This window comes from Pseudomonas sp. MTM4 (genome assembly GCF_019355055.1).
In the GTDB taxonomy this organism is placed as follows: Bacteria; Pseudomonadota; Gammaproteobacteria; order Pseudomonadales; family Pseudomonadaceae; genus Stutzerimonas.
Window position 1 is genome coordinate 2,755,696 of sequence record NZ_CP048411.1, and the last position, 17,464, is coordinate 2,773,159.

Annotated in this window: 12 protein-coding genes; 8 read left to right on the top strand and 4 right to left on the bottom strand. The window is 62.3% G+C overall.

Annotated elements, in window-relative coordinates; translation table 11 throughout:
* Positions 1-98: 98 nt before the first annotated feature.
* Positions 99-1,364, bottom strand: coding sequence for an inorganic phosphate transporter (locus GYM54_RS12745; protein ID WP_131649022.1), 1,266 nt, complete (start codon positions 1,362-1,364; stop codon positions 99-101).
* A 38-nt stretch (positions 1,365-1,402) separates the two neighbouring features.
* Entirely contained in the window at positions 1,403-2,080 is a 678-nt protein-coding gene (locus GYM54_RS12750) for a TIGR00153 family protein (protein ID WP_131649023.1), read from the bottom strand.
* Positions 2,081-2,184: 104 nt separating this feature from the next.
* On the opposite strand from GYM54_RS12750, the gene GYM54_RS12755 reads away from it, so the two are divergent.
* Both GYM54_RS12755 and GYM54_RS12760 read left to right on the top strand, forming a co-directional pair.
* On the top strand, positions 2,185-3,549 hold the full coding sequence (locus tag GYM54_RS12755; protein ID WP_181103208.1) for an inorganic triphosphatase: 1,365 nt from the start codon (positions 2,185-2,187) through the stop codon (positions 3,547-3,549).
* A gap of 341 nt (positions 3,550-3,890) precedes the next feature.
* On the top strand, positions 3,891-5,672 hold the full coding sequence (locus GYM54_RS12760; RefSeq protein ID WP_197445332.1) for a GspE/PulE family protein: 1,782 nt from the start codon (positions 3,891-3,893) through the stop codon (positions 5,670-5,672).
* Positions 5,673-5,789: 117 nt separating this feature from the next.
* On the opposite strand, the gene GYM54_RS12765 is transcribed toward GYM54_RS12760, so the two are convergent.
* Positions 5,790-6,497 (bottom strand): murein L,D-transpeptidase catalytic domain family protein, encoded by a 708-nt coding sequence (locus GYM54_RS12765; RefSeq protein ID WP_197445333.1) that lies wholly within the window; start codon positions 6,495-6,497, stop codon positions 5,790-5,792.
* 229 nt (positions 6,498-6,726) lie between these two features.
* On the opposite strand from GYM54_RS12765, the gene GYM54_RS12770 reads away from it, so the two are divergent.
* The 4 genes from GYM54_RS12770 (at position 6,727) to GYM54_RS12785 (ending at position 14,148) form a co-directional block, all read left to right on the top strand.
* Positions 6,727-8,346 carry a murein L,D-transpeptidase gene (locus GYM54_RS12770; RefSeq protein ID WP_197445334.1) on the top strand — a complete coding sequence of 540 codons (1,620 nt, stop codon included), beginning with the start codon at positions 6,727-6,729 and terminating at the stop codon, positions 8,344-8,346.
* Positions 8,347-8,538: 192 nt separating this feature from the next.
* On the top strand, positions 8,539-13,242 hold the full coding sequence (locus GYM54_RS12775; RefSeq protein WP_197445335.1) for a PAS domain S-box protein: 4,704 nt from the start codon (positions 8,539-8,541) through the stop codon (positions 13,240-13,242).
* Positions 13,243-13,320: 78 nt separating this feature from the next.
* Complete coding sequence (locus GYM54_RS12780) at positions 13,321-13,629, top strand: DUF2388 domain-containing protein (RefSeq protein WP_131649029.1); 309 nt, start codon at positions 13,321-13,323, stop codon at positions 13,627-13,629.
* A gap of 93 nt (positions 13,630-13,722) precedes the next feature.
* On the top strand, positions 13,723-14,148 hold the full coding sequence (locus GYM54_RS12785; protein ID WP_181103216.1) for an OsmC family protein: 426 nt from the start codon (positions 13,723-13,725) through the stop codon (positions 14,146-14,148).
* A 66-nt stretch (positions 14,149-14,214) separates the two neighbouring features.
* Here the strand turns inward: GYM54_RS12785 and GYM54_RS12790 are convergent, their stop codons facing one another.
* Positions 14,215-15,330, bottom strand: coding sequence for a TRAP transporter substrate-binding protein (locus GYM54_RS12790; RefSeq protein ID WP_131649031.1), 1,116 nt, complete (start codon positions 15,328-15,330; stop codon positions 14,215-14,217).
* A gap of 195 nt (positions 15,331-15,525) precedes the next feature.
* On the opposite strand from GYM54_RS12790, the gene GYM54_RS12795 reads away from it, so the two are divergent.
* Together GYM54_RS12795 and GYM54_RS12800 are read left to right on the top strand one after the other, a co-directional pair.
* Positions 15,526-16,071 (top strand): TRAP transporter small permease subunit, encoded by a 546-nt coding sequence (locus tag GYM54_RS12795; RefSeq protein ID WP_131649032.1) that lies wholly within the window; start codon positions 15,526-15,528, stop codon positions 16,069-16,071.
* Positions 16,064-17,440: a TRAP transporter large permease subunit gene (locus GYM54_RS12800; RefSeq protein ID WP_131649033.1), complete on the top strand. Its 1,377-nt coding sequence runs from the start codon at positions 16,064-16,066 to the stop codon at positions 17,438-17,440. Before GYM54_RS12795 ends, GYM54_RS12800 begins: the two co-directional genes overlap by 8 nt.
* Positions 17,441-17,464 lie beyond the last annotated feature (24 nt).

The window sequence follows — 17,464 nt, forward strand, 5'->3', positions numbered from 1 at the left end:
CAGTGAAACATGAAACGCATCAAGACGGGACCCATGAACGAATACGCCCCGTCTGATCGACGGGGCGTAAGAGGTGTCGCAGCCTGTCGCGCGGTAGATCAGGTGAAAATGGCGCGAAGAATCAGGAAGAACACGATCGCCAGGCCAGCACCGACCGGCAGGGTAACCAGCCAGGACATAAATATCTTGCCGACCACGCCCAGGTTCAGCGCGCCGATACCGCGCGCGATGCCCACGCCGAGCACCGCCCCAACCAGCGTATGCGTAGTGGAAACCGGCAAGCCAATCGCCGACGCGCCAACCACTGTGGTGGCAGTCGCCAGTTCCGCAGCGAAACCGCGGCTTGGAGTGAGCTCGGTGATCTGCTTGCCAATGGTGGCGATCACCTTGTAACCGTAGGTGGCGAGACCGATAACGATACCTACCGCGCCCAGCAGCAGCACCCAGCCCGGCACGGCCGACTTGGCAGCGACCGCAGCCGCGCCATCGGACTGCAGCACACCGACCACCGCAGCCAGCGGGCCGACTGCGTTGGCCACATCGTTGGAGCCATGGGCGAACGCCATGGAGCAGGCGGTGAAGATCATCAGAACGGCGAAGACCTTTTCCACGCTGGAAAAGTGGAAGGTTTTGTCCGCTTCGACGTCGACCTTGATGCGTGTCAGCAGCGCGATACCGATCAGCATCACCAGCACGCCGACGCCAACCGCGAGAAGAAAACTCTGGCCGCTGCTGAGGTCCAGACCGATGTGTTTGAGCCCCTTGGACAGGGTCATCAGCGCCACCATGAAACCGGTGAGGAACATGTACATCGGCACGAAACGCTTGGCGTTCTGGAAGGGATTCTCGGTGTCGATGATCAGGCGCTGCACACTCATGAACACACCGAAGGCGATGGTGCCGGACAGCACAGGCGAGACGACCCAGCTGGCAACGATCGGACCGACGCCCTCCCAGTGCACCGCATCCATCGAGACACCCACCGCCGCGAAACCGATCACCGCACCGACGATCGAGTGGGTAGTGGAAACCGGCCAGCCCTTCATCGACGCCACCAACAGCCAGGTGCCGGCGGCAAGCAGTGCCGACATCATTCCCAAGACCATCAGTTCCGGCGGGATCATCTCGGCGTCGACAATGCCGTTCTTGATGGTTTCGGTCACCTCGCCACCGGCCAGGTAGGCCCCGCAGAACTCGAAGACCATGGCGATCAAAATCGCCTGCTTGATGGTCAGTGCGCGCGAGCCCACCGAGGTACCCATGGCGTTGGCCACGTCATTGGCGCCAACGCCCCAGGCCATGAAAAAACCGAACGCGCAGGCGAGCACCAGGAGTACGAAGCCGTAATCCGAGATAAGAGACATAGAAAGTTACCTGTTGAACCCAGAAAGGAAACTGGCGCTCAACGCGCCAGCAATTGTTCCAGACGGTTACCGACGCGCTCGGCACGGTCGGCCACGTCACCGATCCATTCGATGATTTTGTAGAGGAACATGACGTCTACTGGTGGCAATTCCTTTTCCAGCTTGAACAGCTCACGGCGAACCGTGATCTGCATACGGTCGGTTTCACGCTCGATTTCCTCAACTTCCTCGACCATCTTCTCGACCAGCGTGGCCTCACGGCCGCTGAAGCCGGTCTCGAGCAGCGAATCCAGTTCTTTGAGCGCCTTCAGCGCCTGGCAGCTGGCATCGACGCTGCGCTGGACGAAGGCCAGCATCAGCGGCTGCAGCGCCACGGGGACGGTCATGCAGCGGCCCAGCATCAGGCCGGCGATGTCCTTGGCGCGGTTGGCGATCTTGTCCTGTACACTCAGCAGCTCCAGCAGATCGGAGCGCGGTACCGGCAGAAACAGGCTCTTGGGCAGATGCTGGCGAACGCTTTTCTTGAGCTTATCGGCCTCGTTTTCCAGGCGCGCCATCTCTTGCTGGATCTGCTCGACCCGCTCCCAGTCTTCTGCCGTGATCGCCTGAAAAAGGGGTACCAGGTTGGCGGCACATTCGTGGGACTTGGCCATGTGCTGCTGCATCGGGCCGATGGGCGAGCGTCCGAACAGGCTGACGAATGGATTGATTGGCATAGGGAATACCCCGGCTTCAGAAGGCGGCAAGTATACGGATGAGCTTGAAACACCGCCACCGCGTGATATCAGTCACACTCAAACATAGGCATCACCTGGGCATCATGCAGAAAGAAACCGAAATCAAACTGCGCGCCAGTCGCGAAACCCTCGCGGCACTACGCGACCACCCGCTGCTGAAAAAGCGCAACAAGAGCGGCTGGCAACGCCACGAACTGTTCAATCAGTATTACGACACGCCCGAGCGCGAACTTGCTCAGGCGAAAGTTGCGTTACGTCTGCGGCGCGATGGCGAGCAGTTCATCCAGACGCTCAAGAGCCGTGGCCAGAGCGTGGCCGGTCTGTCCGAGCGCAACGAGTGGGACTGGTACCTCGACAAAGCCAAGCTGGACCCGAAGAAACTCACCGACGACTGCTGGCCGGCGGCCCTCGCCGAGCTGGACAAGAAAACCCTCAAGCCGATCTTCACCACCGACTTCGTCCGCGAGAAGGCCGAAATTGCCTGGGGCCGTGGCAAGGCCAAAGTCGTGATCGAAGCGGCGCTGGACCTGGGCAAGGTCGTGGTCGGCAAGCAGAGCGAGGACATCTGCGAGCTGGAACTGGAACTGCGCCAGGGCGAGCCCGAAGCGCTGCTGGAGCTGGCCACCGAACTGGCGGCCGACCTGCCGCTGATGCCCTGCGACATCAGCAAGGCCGAGCGTGGCTATCGCCTGCATGACGCCGACAGCTATGCGCTGAATCTGCCGGCGCCGACACTCGATACACTCATGCCGCTGGACGATGCCTTCGCCGCGCTGGCCTGGCATCTGCTGGGCAATAGCCAGCGCCTGGCCGAGCAGTACCGCTTCAACGGTCATTGGAAACTGCTCAGCCAGTGGCTGCAGCAACTGGTCGACTTGCGCGCCCTGCTCGGCAGCCTCGGCCAGGCCGCGCCGCGCGCCAGTAGCCGCGAGCTGCGCGAACGGCTCGATGCGCTGATCCAAGACTGGCGTCCACGCCTCGAAGCCGGGCAGGACGACGAATCGATCCGCCAGGCAGTGCCGGACGAATTCGCTGCCGAACTCGATCAGCCACGCTGGGGCCTGTTCTCGCTGAAGGCCTCGCTATGGCTGCTGCAACGTGGCTGGACCGCTGAGCGCAACAACCGTGGCAATCGCCAAGGTGCGGCCGGGCTGGGCAATTGGTTACCACGCCTGTTGGGTGAAGAAGCTGAGGCATTGCAGCTGTTGCGCTATCAGCAGCAGCCTGAAGACCTCGCCGAACAACGCCCGCGCATGGAGCGGCTGCTGGTTTGGCTGCGCCTGGCACGCACGACGTTGGAAGTACCGGAAACCGACCGTCTCTATGGCGAACTGGCCAAGCTCTACGAATTGGCACAACAGCCGCTGAGCAACGAACTGCTCGATGCCCGCGTCGAACAGGCGCGTACTGTGTGGACGCTCAAGGCCTGGAAGGCGCTGACGAAGTAAACTTCGCAAGCTGCAAGTCACGCGTAGGGTGGGCTTTAGCCCACCGCTTATTCGTACTCACCGCCGTTATCACGCCTCGCCTGGCCTGTTACACGTCAAGCCGATTTATGGTGGGCTGAAGCGGAACGCCGCCGACTCACCCACAAGACTGTTCGATACCCGTGTCGAGCAGACGCGTACTGTGCCGACGCTCAAGGCCTGAAAGGCGCTGACGAAGTAAGCTGCTGGAAGCTGGAGCTAAATCCAAAGGTGCGTGCGGTGCCGGAGCGCTGCCAAGCTTCGGCTTTTACTTCAAGCTTTCATCGTCAGGCTTCAAGCAGCTTTTACATCCAGGAGTCCCAATGTCCGCCTTCGCCCCTTCCACCGCCGATCGCCTGCTCGACCTCAACGATCTATTGCGCGACCTGGTGGCGCAGGGCCGGCTGCTGCAGGACACGGCCGAACAATGCCTGACCCTGCGGCGCAGCACGGCAGCACAGCAACATCCGCTGGAGTTTCTCGCCGAGCAGCAACTCGACGATCTGGCGCGACCCGGTAAGAAGCTCGATCTGGAAACCCTGACCCTCTGGCTCGCCGAACAAGCCGGGCAGCCCTATCTGCGCATCGACCCGCTGAAAATCAATGTCGCGGCCATCACGCCACTGATGTCCTACGCCTTCGCCCAGCGCCACAAGATCCTCGCCGTGGCGGTGGACAGCTCGGCGGTGACCATCGCCAGCGCCCAGCCCTTCGTGAAGAGCTGGGAAGCCAACCTCACCCACGTGCTCAAGCGGCCGATCAAGCGGGTGGTGGCCAATCCGGTGGAGCTGCAGCGCTTCACCGTGGAGTTCTACCGACTGGCCAAGTCGGTCAGCGGCGCCACCGCTACGGACCAGAAGATCAGCGGCACCGGTAACTTCGAGCAGCTGCTCAACCTCGGCGCCAGCGATCAGGAGCCCGACGCCAACGATTCGCACATCGTCAACATCGTCGACTGGCTGTTCCAGTACGCCTTCGACCAACGCGCCAGCGACATCCACATCGAGCCGCGGCGCGAGCAGGGCACGGTGCGCTTTCGCATCGACGGCGTGCTGCACAACGTCTACCAGTTCCCGCCGCAGGTAACCATGGCGGTGGTCAGTCGTTTGAAGTCGCTGGGGCGGATGAACGTCGCCGAAAAGCGCAAACCGCAGGATGGCCGGGTCAAGACCAAGACGCCGGATGGCGGTGAGGTGGAACTGCGCCTCTCGACCCTGCCCACCGCCTTCGGCGAGAAGATGGTGATGCGTATCTTCGATCCCGAAGTGTTGCTCAAGGGCTTCGACCAGCTGGGCTTTTCCGCCGAGGACCTGCGTCGCTGGCAGAGCATGACCGGCCAGCCCAACGGCATCATCCTGGTCACCGGCCCCACCGGCTCGGGCAAGACCACCACGCTCTACACCACGCTTAAGCAGCTGGCCACGCCGGAGGTGAACGTCTGCACCATCGAGGACCCGATCGAAATGATCGAGGGCGCCTTCAACCAGATGCAGGTGCAGCACAACATCGACCTGTCCTTCGCCAGCGGCGTGCGCGCGCTGATGCGCCAGGACCCTGACATCATCATGGTCGGCGAGATTCGCGATCTGGAAACTGCAGAAATGGCGATCCAGGCGGCGCTGACCGGCCACTTGGTGCTCTCGACGCTGCACACCAACGACGCCCCAAGCGCCATCACCCGCCTGCTGGAACTGGGTGTACCCCATTATCTGTTGCGCGCAACGCTGCTTGGCGTGATGGCCCAGCGCTTGGTGCGCACACTCTGCCCGCACTGCAAGACGCCGGTTCAACTGGATGCCGATGACTGGCAGACGCTGACCAAGCCCTGGAATGCGCCGCTGCCGACCCACGCGCACCAGGCGGTGGGTTGCATCGAATGCCGCGACACCGGTTATCGCGGGCGCGCCGGAGTCTACGAGATCATGCTACTCAACGACGGCATCAAGCCACTGATCACCGCCGACACCGACCTCATCGCCTTGCGTCGCCAGGCGTTCAAGGACGGCATGCACAGCCTGCGCCTGTCCGGCGCGCAGAAGATCGCAGCGGGGCTGACTACGTTGGAAGAGGTGTTGCGGGTAACACCGCAGAGTGAGCAGAAATAGAGCCGCAGGCGAACTGCTGACGCTTCGTTCGCGTCGCGCTGTCGCCGTAGGGCCGAATTCATTCGGCCGAGTTTGCGAAAGTCGAACAAGTTCGACCCTACGAGCCTTGCCGCTGAGTCACCCCTGCCGCGCCGCCAATATCCCCGCAACGCGCGAAGGCTCGCAATTGAGATAGGCCGAGGTCTGCAGCCAATCCTGATCCGGATACCAGGAAAACATGAACTGCCCGCCCTTGAGGCTATCGACCACCATGCGCGCCACTTCCGGGCGCACCGCCGGGCAGCCCTGGCTGCGGCCGATGCGGCCTTGAGTGGCGATCCAGGCCGGGTTCACGTAATCAGCCGGGTGGATAACGATCGCTCGCTCGCGGGCCAGGTCATTCACGCCGGGTTCGAGCCCATCCATACGCAGTGAATAGCCATGCTTGCCGCTGTAGCTCTCGGCGGTGCGGAACAGGCCGATGCTCGACTGATGGCTGCCAAGTACGTTGGAGAAGCGTGTGGCGAGGTTTTCGCCAGACTTCATTCCGTGGGCGACGAAATCTTCAAGCAACAACCGCCGCTGCTGCAGGTCGAATATCCAGAGCCGGCGTTCAGACGACGGCAGCGAAAAATCGATCACCGCCAGCCGCTTCGCGGGGCTGGCGCCGTTATTCACAGCGCATTGCATGGCCGCTACGGCATGCGTGAGCACTTTGAGGTTTAACGTAGGCGCTATCAGTGACAAGTCATCCACAACCGGCTGGTAGGAAGGACTGGCCGCCAGGAGCGGAGCTGACAGGAACATACCTGCCACGAGGCAGAGGCGTCGGAACGAAACCATCATGTATTGAATTACCTCACCGACGCCAAAGCCGCATTTCCCTCTTGGCTAGCGTCCATACGCGCTGCAGCACCGAGCAGGCGGCAGCGAAACAGGTCAGACGGGAGCGAAAAAACTCCCACTTCGTCTGACAGAGCATTTTGTGGTGGTCCGGATGGGTCTGGTTTTCCCAAAGCCGCAGCCGGATTAGCGGCAAAGTCTAGCAGTCGGTGGGTTTGCCGGGAGTGAAGCATTGTATAAAAAACATGCAGTTCGTCTGGTTGGCATCTTCTGCCTCGCACCCGCATTGGCGTTCGCGCAGCCTGCCAGCAATCCAGTCAAACCTATCCAGAGCGCCCTGGAAAATCTCGCCAGCGCCTGCGCCAGTCCCCTTGCCGACATCGACCAGACGGCTTCTCGGCAGCTGACCGAGTTCTATAGTCGACAGCAGTTCGAAGCCTTGTGGACATCCTATGAGCAGATCGACACGCTGCTAGCGCAACTCGATGCGCTGGTCGACGACGGTCTGAATCCTGCTGCTTACCATCCCGCAGCCATTCGCCGAAGCCTGTATACGGCGACGGCCGAACCGCTGCATCGCGAGTGTGGCGACATTCTCGCGACGCACGTCTACCTGCTGGCACTGCGGCATCTGTCCCACGGGCGGCTGCCGCAGGATCGTCTGGAGCCGGTCTGGCGCAGCACCGATGCTGTGGCCCCGCAGCGGGCAGATGAGCGGCTATTGGAGATCGCCGATGCCGGCCTGATGACCATCGTCCAGGCCTTCGATCAGGCGCGCCCGACCTTCGAGCAGTACCACAACCTGCGCAAGGCCCATGCCCGCCTGCGAGCCGAGCCCGCGCAACGCCAACTGCTGATCCCTGCCGGAGAGACTTTGCGTCCCGGTATGTCGGATGCCCGGGTTCCCTTGCTGCGCCAACGTCTGGCCGCCAGCGGCTATCTTCCCGACATCGCGGTGGAAAGCGTCCAGAACCGCTACGACCGAACCATCGAGCAGGCGCTGAAAGCCTTCCAGGCCCGCCACGGCTTGCAGGACGACGGCATATTGGGCGTCGACACCCTGGCCACTCTGAACGTCACCCCGAGTGAGCGACTGGACCAGCTGAAGATCAATCTGGAGCGATTCCGCTGGCTATCCCGCGACATCGAGGCGCGCTCGCTGTTGGTCGATATCGCTGGCGGGCGCGTCGTCTATTTCCGTGACGGGCGCGCGCAATGGGAGACACGCAGCCAGGTTGGCCGCGCGACGCGGCAGACGCCGGAGATCAAATCGACCGTCACCCGGCTGACCCTCAATCCGACCTGGACCGTGCCACCCACCATCCTGAGCGAAGACAAACTGCCCAAAATCCGTGAGGACCACGACTATCTGGCCGAGCAGGACCTGCAGGTCCTCGACTACGAGGGCAACCCGCTGGACCCCGAACAGATCGACTGGAACGATCCCGGCCGCATTCTGCTGCGCCAGGCCGCAGGTCCGAACAACCCGCTCGGACGTCTGGTCGTCCGGTTCGACAATCCGTTTGCGATTTACTTGCACGACACGCCGAGCCAGGGCCTGTTCGATCGTTCCCAGCGAGCGTTTAGCTCCGGCTGCGTCAGGGTCGAGTCGGTCATGCAGCTGGTCGACCTGCTGCTAACCGATGGCGAACGCGAACGCTTCGCTCGGCTGCTGGAGACGGGCAAGACCCATGAGTTTCGTCTGACCGAGCCCACCCCAGTGCTGCTGGCGTACTGGACAGCCGAAGCGGACGACACCGGCGAGCCACACTATCGCCCGGACATCTATCAACGCGACCCAGACCTGATCGCCTCGCTGCGGATGGCTGACCAGAAGCTGCTGAAAGATTGATGAGGCCGCGCGTATCAAACCTCCCCAACCAGGCATTCACCAGACCGGACCGGCGGCTCTGGCAGAGTGCCCGTAGACCGAGGTCTACTTGCGACAAACGCCTCTTTCGCAGCGACAATATCTGCAAACAATCAGTAACGCCTCGCCACATGCAGGTGCTCGGACGCCTTATGCTGGGGACGTCTTGCCGCCATGGATAGCCGAGCAGAAATTTTGAACGTTGAAAATAAAGTCGACAGCCGGGTCGAAGCTGACCGAACGACAGCGCTGGCCCAATACCGCATTCTCGATACGCCACCGGAAACGGCGTTCGATGATCTGGTGACGCTCGCGGCCGAGCTGTGCACGTGCAACAGCGCTGCCCTCATATTTCTCGACCAGGGACGCCTCTGGATCAAGGCCTCGCTCAACCTTGACGATGACAGCCGAACGCTTGCCCAGGCGCTTGATGCCTGCAGCATGAGCGGCGCGGAAACGCAGGTGATCGAAAGCCCGGTCGAGGCATCCGCCTTCTATGCAGCCGCGCCGCTAAAGACCCCGGAAGGCCTGTTGCTCGGTGCACTGTGCGTGATCGGCGACCAGGCGCAGACCTTGTCGCAGCGCCAGCTCGGCCATCTGCAGGCATTGGCCCGGCAGGTCATGGCATTGCTCGAGTTGCGCCGCAGCTGCGAGCACGAGGAGCACAACCGGCAGATCATCGACAGCGCGCTGGATTACGCGATCCTCAGCACCGACTCCCAGGGCACCATCATCAGCTGGAACCGAGGCGCCGAGCAGATTCTCGGCTGGCAGCGGCAGGAGATCATCGGCAGCGCTATCGCCCGGATATTCACCGATGAGGATGTTACCGACGGTGTGCCGGAGAGCGAGATGCAACGGGCCGTGCAGGACGGCTCGGCAAACGACGAGCGCTGGCACCGCCGCAAGGATGGCAGTCACTTCTGGGCGGCCGGCGTGTTGATGCAGCTCAGGACCGAGCAGGGGCAGCTGCAGGGCTTCGTCAAGATTCTGCGCGACCTGACCGAACGGCTGCATGAAAAAGCATCGATTCGCGAGGTCGAGGAGCGCTACCGCGCACTGGTCGATCTCAGCCCCCAAGTGATCTGGCAATGCGATGCCAGCGGTTCGTTGATCTTCTGCAATCGCTACTGGTGCGAACTCACCGGGCTGACGGAAAGCGAGTCCGCTGGCATGGGCTGGCTGGCCGCCGTCGCACCGGACCACCGGGACGCGGTGATGCAGCAATGGCATGGGGCATTGAAAAGCGGCAAATCCGGCAGTTTCGAAGTGCCACTGCTCAACGCCGCCGGCGAGCCACGCTGGTTCCAAGGCTGCGGCGCGCCGGTTTACGGGCATGACGGTCGCCTGCTGCATTGGGTATTGGTGGCGCAGGACATCCATGAACGCCGCCGCGCCGAGATCGAACGGCTGGAAAGCGAGGCGTTCACCCGCAGCCTGCTGGACTCGGCCAGTGAAGGCTTCTATTCCATCGATTCCCATGGCCTCGTTACCCTCTGCAACGAGGCGTTCGTCAAGCTGCTCGGCTTCGACAGCAAAGAGCAGGTACTGGGTCGCCAGCTGCATCACGTGATTCACCACAGCCACCCGGACGGCTCGCCGTATGCGGTGGAAGATTGCCCGATCCAGCGCACCGCCAAGACCGGCGAACCGGCACATGTCGAATACGAGCTGTTCTTCCGCCAGGACGGCAAAAGCCTGCCGGTCGAGTATCGGGTCGCGCCGCTGTACCGCGACGAACTATTGCAGGGTGCGATATGCACCTTTACCGACATCAGCGAGCGGGCCCGCGGCGACGCGCAGCAGACCTATCTGCTGGAGCTCAGCGACCGCCTGCACGACGCGGGTGACCGCATCGACCTGAGCGAGGTGATGCCCGAACGCCTGGTTCAACTGATCGGTATCGAGTGCCTGGCCTATGGTCATCTCGATGAGCACGATCACCTGGTGATCGTGCAGCAATGGCCATCGGTCAACGATGCGGGACGATTGATCCGATATCCGATTGGCGGCTGCGCCCGGACCCTGCGCCTGCGGCTGGCGCAAGGGATGATTGTGCCTTTCGAAGACTTGCTGGACGAGGCCGACTGCCGCGATAACTGCGGCGCCCTGCACGAGCGTCTTGGCTATAGCAGCCTGCTATTGGCACCGCTGCTGGCGCAGGCGCCGGATTGCGCGTTCATGTTGCTGGCTGATAAACAAGCGCGGCAGTGGAGTCAGGCGGACATCTCATTCGTACGCGAGATGGCCGAGCGCCTTCGTGCCGCGACCGAGCGTGCACGGGCACGTCGCGCCCTGCTCGAGGCCGAACAGCGGGTCAGCCTGGCCAACGAGATCGCCTCGATCGGCGTCTGGGAATATGACTATCAGCGCAACACGCTGCACTGGGATGCGCAGCTCAAAGCACTCGCCGGCGTCGCTCCCGATGCGCCCGAATTGAGCGTGAGCGAATTTCTCGCACGTGTCCATGCCGACGACCGGACCGCCCTGCTCGAGGCCTTTCGCAGCGCCCTCGAAGGCATCGGCGGTGGTGAGCTGAATCTCGATTACCGGGTCTACGACGAGGCGAGCGACCAGTTCCGCTGGCTGACCAATCGTGGGCGCCGCCTGCTCGACGCCGACGGCAGGATTCGCCTGCTCGGTACCGCCCGGGAAATTACCGCCGAGCGCAACGCGGCATTGAAACTGCTGCGCATGAATGCCCTGCTCGAAGAGCAGATACAGGAGCGCAAGAGCACCGAGCAGCGCCAGACGGTGCTCATGGAGCTGGGTGATCTGCTGCGCGGACAGCCCGACAGCACCACCATCATTACGGCGGCCGTGCGCGCACTGGGCATGACACTGAACGTGACCCGCGCAGCGTTTCTTTCCGTAGACCCCGGCGGCCACTACGCCACCGTCGAGCGCTACTGGAGCGACGGTGCGCTGGGCGACTACAGCGAGCGCATGTGCTTCACCGACTATGGCGACTTCATCTACGACCTGCAGAACGACGAGCTGGTGGTCGTCAATGACACCCTGCACGACACCCGTACCGCCGCGCAGGCTTCGAGCCTGCGGCTGCGGCGTATCCAGAGTCTGGTCTGCGTGCCGCTACAGGAGCAAGGGCGCCTGAGTGCCGCCTTGATCCTGTTGCAGGAGCACCCGCGCCAATGGGCCGAGGAAGACATCTCGTTCATACGCGAAGTGGCCGACCGAGCCTGGACCACGGACGAGCGGATGCGCGCCGAACGCGCGCTGCGCGCCAGCGAAGAACAGTTCCGTACGCTGGCCGACAACATGAGCCAGTTCGCCTGGATGGCCGATCCGACCGGGCGCATCTACTGGTACAACAAGCGCTGGTACGACTACACCGGCACCACCATGGAAGCCATGCGTGCTCTGGGCTGGCGCTCGGTACATCACCCCGATCACCACGTTCGTGTCAGCGCCTCGATGAAACGCGCCGTGGCGATCGGCTCGACCTGGGAGGAAACCTTCCCGCTGCGTGGTAAGGATGGCCAGTACCGTTGGTTCCTCGCGCGCGCCGTGCCCATTCGCGATGATTTCGGCCAGGTCACGCACTGGTTCGGCACCAATACCGACGTCAACGCGCAGGTAGCGGCCGAAGAGGCGCTGCGCGAGCTGAACGACAATCTCGAACGGCGCGTTGCCGAGCGCACCCGCGAACTGGCGGAGATTAACCATCTGCTGCACCTGGAGATGGGCGAACGCGAGCGCGCCGAGGAAACCCTGCGCCATGCACAGAAGATGGAGGCCATCGGCCAGCTCACCGGGGGCCTGGCGCACGACTTCAACAACATGCTGACCGGCGTGCTGGGCGGGCTCGACCTGATCCAACGGCGGATTGCCAGCGGTCGGGTGAACGATCTGGGTCGCTATGTCGACGCCGCGACCAGCTCGGCCAACCGCGCAGCGGCGCTGACACACCGACTGCTGGCCTTCGCCCGTCGCCAATCGCTGGATCCGCAACCGGTGGACGTCAACCAGTTGGTGCTGTCGATGGAGGACATGCTGCGCCGCACCATGGCCGAACACATCCAGTTCGAGACGCACCTGCAGCCGGAACCCTGGCTGGCCTATACCGATGCGCACCAGCTGGAAAACGCCCTGCTCAACCTGGTGATCAACGCCCGCGATGCCATGAGCGACGGCGGCCGGCTGACCATCCAGACCGGCTGCGTACAGATCAGGGACACTCAGCCCGACAGTCCCGAGCCAGGTGACTACGTGACCCTGAGCGTCGCTGACAATGGCTCCGGCATGCCCGCCGACGTGGTCGCCAAGGCGTTCGATCCGTTCTTCACCACCAAGCCCATTGGCCAGGGCACCGGCCTCGGGCTGTCCATGGTGTATGGCTTCATCAAGCAGACCGGCGGCCATGTGCGCATCGACAGTACGCCCGGTCACGGCACCCTGATCACGCTGTTCCTCCCACGCAATCGGGCGCAGGCCGAGCCGCAGGCAGAACATACCGGTGCGCCTGCGGCGGTACAGGGCGCGCAGACCAACGAAACCATACTGGTGGTGGAAGACGAAGCCGCAGTACGCATGCTGGTGGTCGAGGTGCTGCAGGAGTTGGGCTATCGGGTGCTCGAAGCGGTCGATGGCAACACCGCGCTGCCCCATTTGCAGAGCGATCAGCGCATCGACCTGTTAGTCAGCGATTTCGGTCTGCCGGGCATCAACGGCCGGCAACTGGCCGAGATTGCGCGCCAGTATCGACCGGATCTGCGTGTGCTGTTTATCACCGGTTATGCCCCGAACGCCGAGGTGCGTGGAGAGTTTCTCGCTCCCGGCATGGACATGCTGGCCAAGCCTTTCAGTATCGAGATGCTTGGGGCCAAGGTCCGCCAACTGATCGAGCGCAGCGGATGAACCGCAAGGAACTCACGGCAAGGAACTCTGCCAAGCGCGGTGCACTCTCTAAAGGAGGATCAAGCGGAGGCACCCATCATGCGCAAATCAATACTGGCGGCAATTACCTTGAGCTGTGTCCCCTTTGGCGCGGCAATGGCTGACGGCGATTTCGTCCGACAGATTCTCTCTTCGGGCGCGACCACTGCCTCTACCTACATGACCTTCCGCGACGACAAGCTGGTCGCCGCCGCACGTGAAGACGCCGGTAGCTTCGTTGCCAGCGATGGCGCCATCCGCGGCCCTTATCTGGAAGCGATGCTGCTGAAGATGCGCAGCGAGCAACCCGAACTGCAGGCCAGTGATATGCAGCTGGCGAGCGCCATTCTCGCAGCCGAACAGCAGTAGCAAGCAGGCTAGCCGAAAGCCCGGACGCATTGCCTGACACGGCACCGTGACCGACATCGCCATTCGTTCAACTCTAGGCATCCGGAGGAACTCATGAAAAAAACCGCATCCGCCGTCTGGCAAGGTGACCTGAAAAGCGGCAAAGGCACCATCAGCACCCAGAGCGGCGCACTGAAGGACAATCCCTACGGCTTCAACACCCGTTTCGAAGACGCACCCGGCACCAACCCCGAGGAGCTGATCGGCGCGGCTCATGCCGGCTGTTTCTCGATGGCGTTGTCGATGATGCTTGGCCAGGCCGGCCTCACCGCCGAGCGCATCGATACCACTGCCGAAGTCACCCTGGACAAGGACGGCGAAGGCTTCTCGATCACGGCCATCGCCCTGACGCTGAAAGCCAAAGTCCCCGGCGCCGATGAAAGCCAGTTTCAGCAGATCGCCAATCAGGCGAAGGAAGGCTGCCCGGTATCCAAGGTTCTCAACGCGCAGATCAGCCTGAGCGCGACACTAGAAAGCTGATTCGGCAGGTTGAAACGAGAACGCCGCCCCTCGGGCGGCGTTCTCGTTTCGGACGGCTTGCGACCATCAGCCACGAATGTTGTAGATGTCCTTCTCGTTCAGCTCGGCATATTCGTACAGACGCTTGAGATAGGCGCTCTGCTGTTCCCAGACCTTGGCGGCAACCGGGTCGGCAGCGGCGGAGGCATCGACCACTTCGGCGGCCACTTCCTTCAGACGCGCCAGTACGTCATCCGGCAGACGGCGAACTTCGACGCCCTGCTCGCGCAGTTGTTCGAGCGCTTCCATGTTCTTCGCGTTGTAGTCGTCGAGCATGTCGCCGTTGACCGCACGGGCCGCAGCCCGAACGATGGCTTTGAGGTCGTCCGGCAGGGTTTCCCAGGCCTTGAGGTTGACGTCCAGCTCGAAGGTCACGTTCGGCTCCTGCCAGCCCGGCGTGTAGTAGTACTTCGATGCCTTGTGCAGGCCCAGGGCCAGGTCGTTGTACGGGCCGATCCACTCGGTGGCGTCGATGGCGCCGGTCTGCAGCGCGGTGAAAATCTCCCCGGCAGGCATGTTGACCACGGTGCCGCCCATCTTGGTCAGCACTTCGCCGCCTAGGCCCGGGGTACGCATCTTCAGGCCCTCGAAATCCTGGACCGAATTGATTTCCTTGTTGAACCAGCCAGCAGTCTGCACGCCGGTCGCGCCGCAAGCCATCGGCAGAACGCCGTACGGCTTGTAAACCTCTTCCCAAAGTTTCATGCCGCCGCCGTAATGCAGCCAGGCGTTCATTTCCTGGGCGTTCGGCCCGAACGGCAGTGCGCAGAAGAACTGCGCCGCCGGGACCTTGCCTTTCCAGTAGTAGGGGGCGCCATGTCCCATTTCGGCGGTACCGCGAGAGACGGCATCGAATACTTCCAGCGCGGGCACCAGCTCACCAGCGGCATAAACCTTGACCGTCAGGCGGCCACTGCTCATTTCATTGACCAGCTTGGCGAAGTTCTCAGCACCGACGCCCACGCCCGGGAAGTTCTTCGGCCAGGAGGTGACCATCTTCCAGTTGAATTTCTCGGTGCTTGCAGTGCCTTCGCTTGCACTGCCTTCGGATGGGGCAGCGGTCTCGGCTTCCTTATTGCAGCCGGCCAGCGCTGTAGCAGCCAGGCCAACGCCCGCGGCGGCCAGAATTTGACGACGTTTCATGGGTAACTCCTTGTTGTTGTAATGCTGAATATCGGAATGCCGTACTCAGGTGGTTCTAGCTATCATATGGCTATCTTTCGCTCAAGCGCCGCGACTACGTATAGCGACTACGTACGTAGTACTGCTGGTTGCGGCCTTGTCGCGGCGACGCCTAGAATCGCCGGCCGTCTGGGCCATAACAATAAAGGATCTGCCATGTCGAAACATGCCCCTCCCTTGCTCGGTGTCGCGCACTTTATCGACGCTGCGAACGCCCGCTTCGGTCAGGCCTGCGCCTGGCTGACCCTGTTTCTGGTCCTCGGCACAGCCTTGGTAGTGGTGCTGCGCTATGGCTTCGGTATTGGCGCAACCGCCTTGCAAGAAGCCGTTCTCTATGCCCACGCACTGGTCTTCATGGGCGCCGCCGCCTGGGTCCTGCAACGCAACGGCCATGTTCGCGTAGATATCTTCTATCAGCGATTCAGCCCCCGCTACCAGGCCTTGGTCGAAGTACTTGGCACCCTTCTATTTCTTCTGCCCGTCTGCCTGTTTCTCGGCTGGGCCAGCTGGGATTACGTCGGCAATTCCTGGGCGACGCTGGAAGCTTCCAGCGAAACGGGCGGCCTGAAACTCGTTTTCCTACAGAAGAGCATCATCCTGGTTCTGGTTGTCAGCCTGGCCCTGCAAGGCATATCGGAAATCATCAAGGCTGCTTACATCGTTGCCGGACGCCTGCCGGAGCCGGAGGTGAAGCATGGCTGAGTTGATGGCGATACTGCTGTTCGTCAGCATTTGCGTGGCATTGATGGCCGGCTACCCGGTGGCCTTCACCCTGGGTGGCGTCTCGCTGCTGTTCGCCGGCATTGGCATCCTGACCGGCACTTTCGATGCCGGCTACCTGAGCGCTTTGCCGAACCGCCTGTTCGGCATCATGAACAACCAGACCATGCTTGCCGTGCCACTCTTCGTGTTCATGGGCGTAATGCTGGAAAAAAGCCGAGTGGCCGAAGACCTGCTCGAGTCCATGTCGCGGCTGTTCGGCACTCTGCGTGGCGGCTTGGCAATCTCCGTCTGCGTGGTGGGCGCGCTGCTTGCCGCCAGCACCGGCATCGTCGGCGCTACGGTTGTGACCATGGGCCTGCTGGCGCTGCCGACCATGTTGCGCCGCGGCTACGACCCGGCCATCTCCACTGGCACACTCGCCGCCACCGGCACCCTGGGCCAGATCATTCCGCCTTCGATCGTACTGGTACTGCTGGGTGACGTGATGTCTAGCGCCTATCAGCAGGCGCAGCTGAAGATGGGCATCTTCTCGCCGAAGACCGTCTCGGTCGGCGATCTGTTCATTGGCGCGTTGCTTCCCGGCCTGCTACTGGTCGGCCTGTATATCCTCTACATCATCGCCGTTGCCGTGCTGCAGCCGAAGAAGCTGCCGGCCCTGCCGCAGGAAGAACTCGGCCCGATCGAGTGGGGCAAGCTGATCAATGCGTTGGTGCCTCCGCTGCTGCTGATCAGCGCGGTGCTCGGCTCGATCCTCGCGGGCTACGCAACGCCCACCGAGGCCGCGGCTCTCGGCGCGCTGGGCGCGATGATTCTGGCCTTCTACAAGGGCAAATTGAATTTCGGCCAGCTGCGCGATGTCGCCTACGGCACCACCGAAATCACCGCGATGGTATTTCTGATCCTGATCGGCGCTTCGCTGTTCTCGCTGGTGTTCCGCGGCTTCGGCGGCGAAGCACTGATCGAAGATGTGTTCGCACAGCTGCCAGGCGGCGTGCTCGGCGCATTCTTCCTGGTCATGGTGGTGATATTCCTGCTGGGCTTCATCTTGGACTTCATCGAGATCACCTTCGTGGTAGTGCCCATCGTCGGCCCGGTGCTGCTGGCCATGGGCCTGGATCCAGTGTGGCTCGGCGTGATGATCGCCCTGAACCTGCAGACCTCGTTCCTCACGCCGCCGTTCGGCTTCGCTCTGTTCTACCTACGTGGCGTGACACCGAAATCCGTGCCCACCAGCACCATCTACAAAGGCGTGGTGCCCTTCATCCTGATCCAGCTGCTGCTACTGGTGATCGCCTATCAGTTCCCCGGATTGGTCACCTGGCTGCCCGAGCAGATTTACGGCAAATAGCAGCACGCAGACGCCCGTTTAGAC

Excerpts from the sequence above, each read along its gene's own strand:
- GYM54_RS12795 (WP_131649032.1), top strand. The coding sequence starts at position 15,526 with ATGTCGAAACATGCCCCTCCCTTGCTCGGTGTCGCGCACTTTATCGAC.
- GYM54_RS12765 (WP_197445333.1), bottom strand. The coding sequence starts at position 6,497 with ATGATGGTTTCGTTCCGACGCCTCTGCCTCGTGGCAGGTATGTTCCTG.
- GYM54_RS12745 (WP_131649022.1), bottom strand. The coding sequence starts at position 1,364 with ATGTCTCTTATCTCGGATTACGGCTTCGTACTCCTGGTGCTCGCCTGC.
- GYM54_RS12800 (WP_131649033.1), top strand. The coding sequence starts at position 16,064 with ATGGCTGAGTTGATGGCGATACTGCTGTTCGTCAGCATTTGCGTGGCA.
- GYM54_RS12780 (WP_131649029.1), top strand. The coding sequence starts at position 13,321 with ATGCGCAAATCAATACTGGCGGCAATTACCTTGAGCTGTGTCCCCTTT.
- GYM54_RS12785 (WP_181103216.1), top strand. The coding sequence starts at position 13,723 with ATGAAAAAAACCGCATCCGCCGTCTGGCAAGGTGACCTGAAAAGCGGC.
- GYM54_RS12750 (WP_131649023.1), bottom strand. The coding sequence starts at position 2,080 with ATGCCAATCAATCCATTCGTCAGCCTGTTCGGACGCTCGCCCATCGGC.
- GYM54_RS12760 (WP_197445332.1), top strand. The coding sequence starts at position 3,891 with ATGTCCGCCTTCGCCCCTTCCACCGCCGATCGCCTGCTCGACCTCAAC.
- GYM54_RS12790 (WP_131649031.1), bottom strand. The coding sequence starts at position 15,330 with ATGAAACGTCGTCAAATTCTGGCCGCCGCGGGCGTTGGCCTGGCTGCT.
- GYM54_RS12775 (WP_197445335.1), top strand. The coding sequence starts at position 8,539 with ATGGATAGCCGAGCAGAAATTTTGAACGTTGAAAATAAAGTCGACAGC.
- GYM54_RS12755 (WP_181103208.1), top strand. The coding sequence starts at position 2,185 with ATGCAGAAAGAAACCGAAATCAAACTGCGCGCCAGTCGCGAAACCCTC.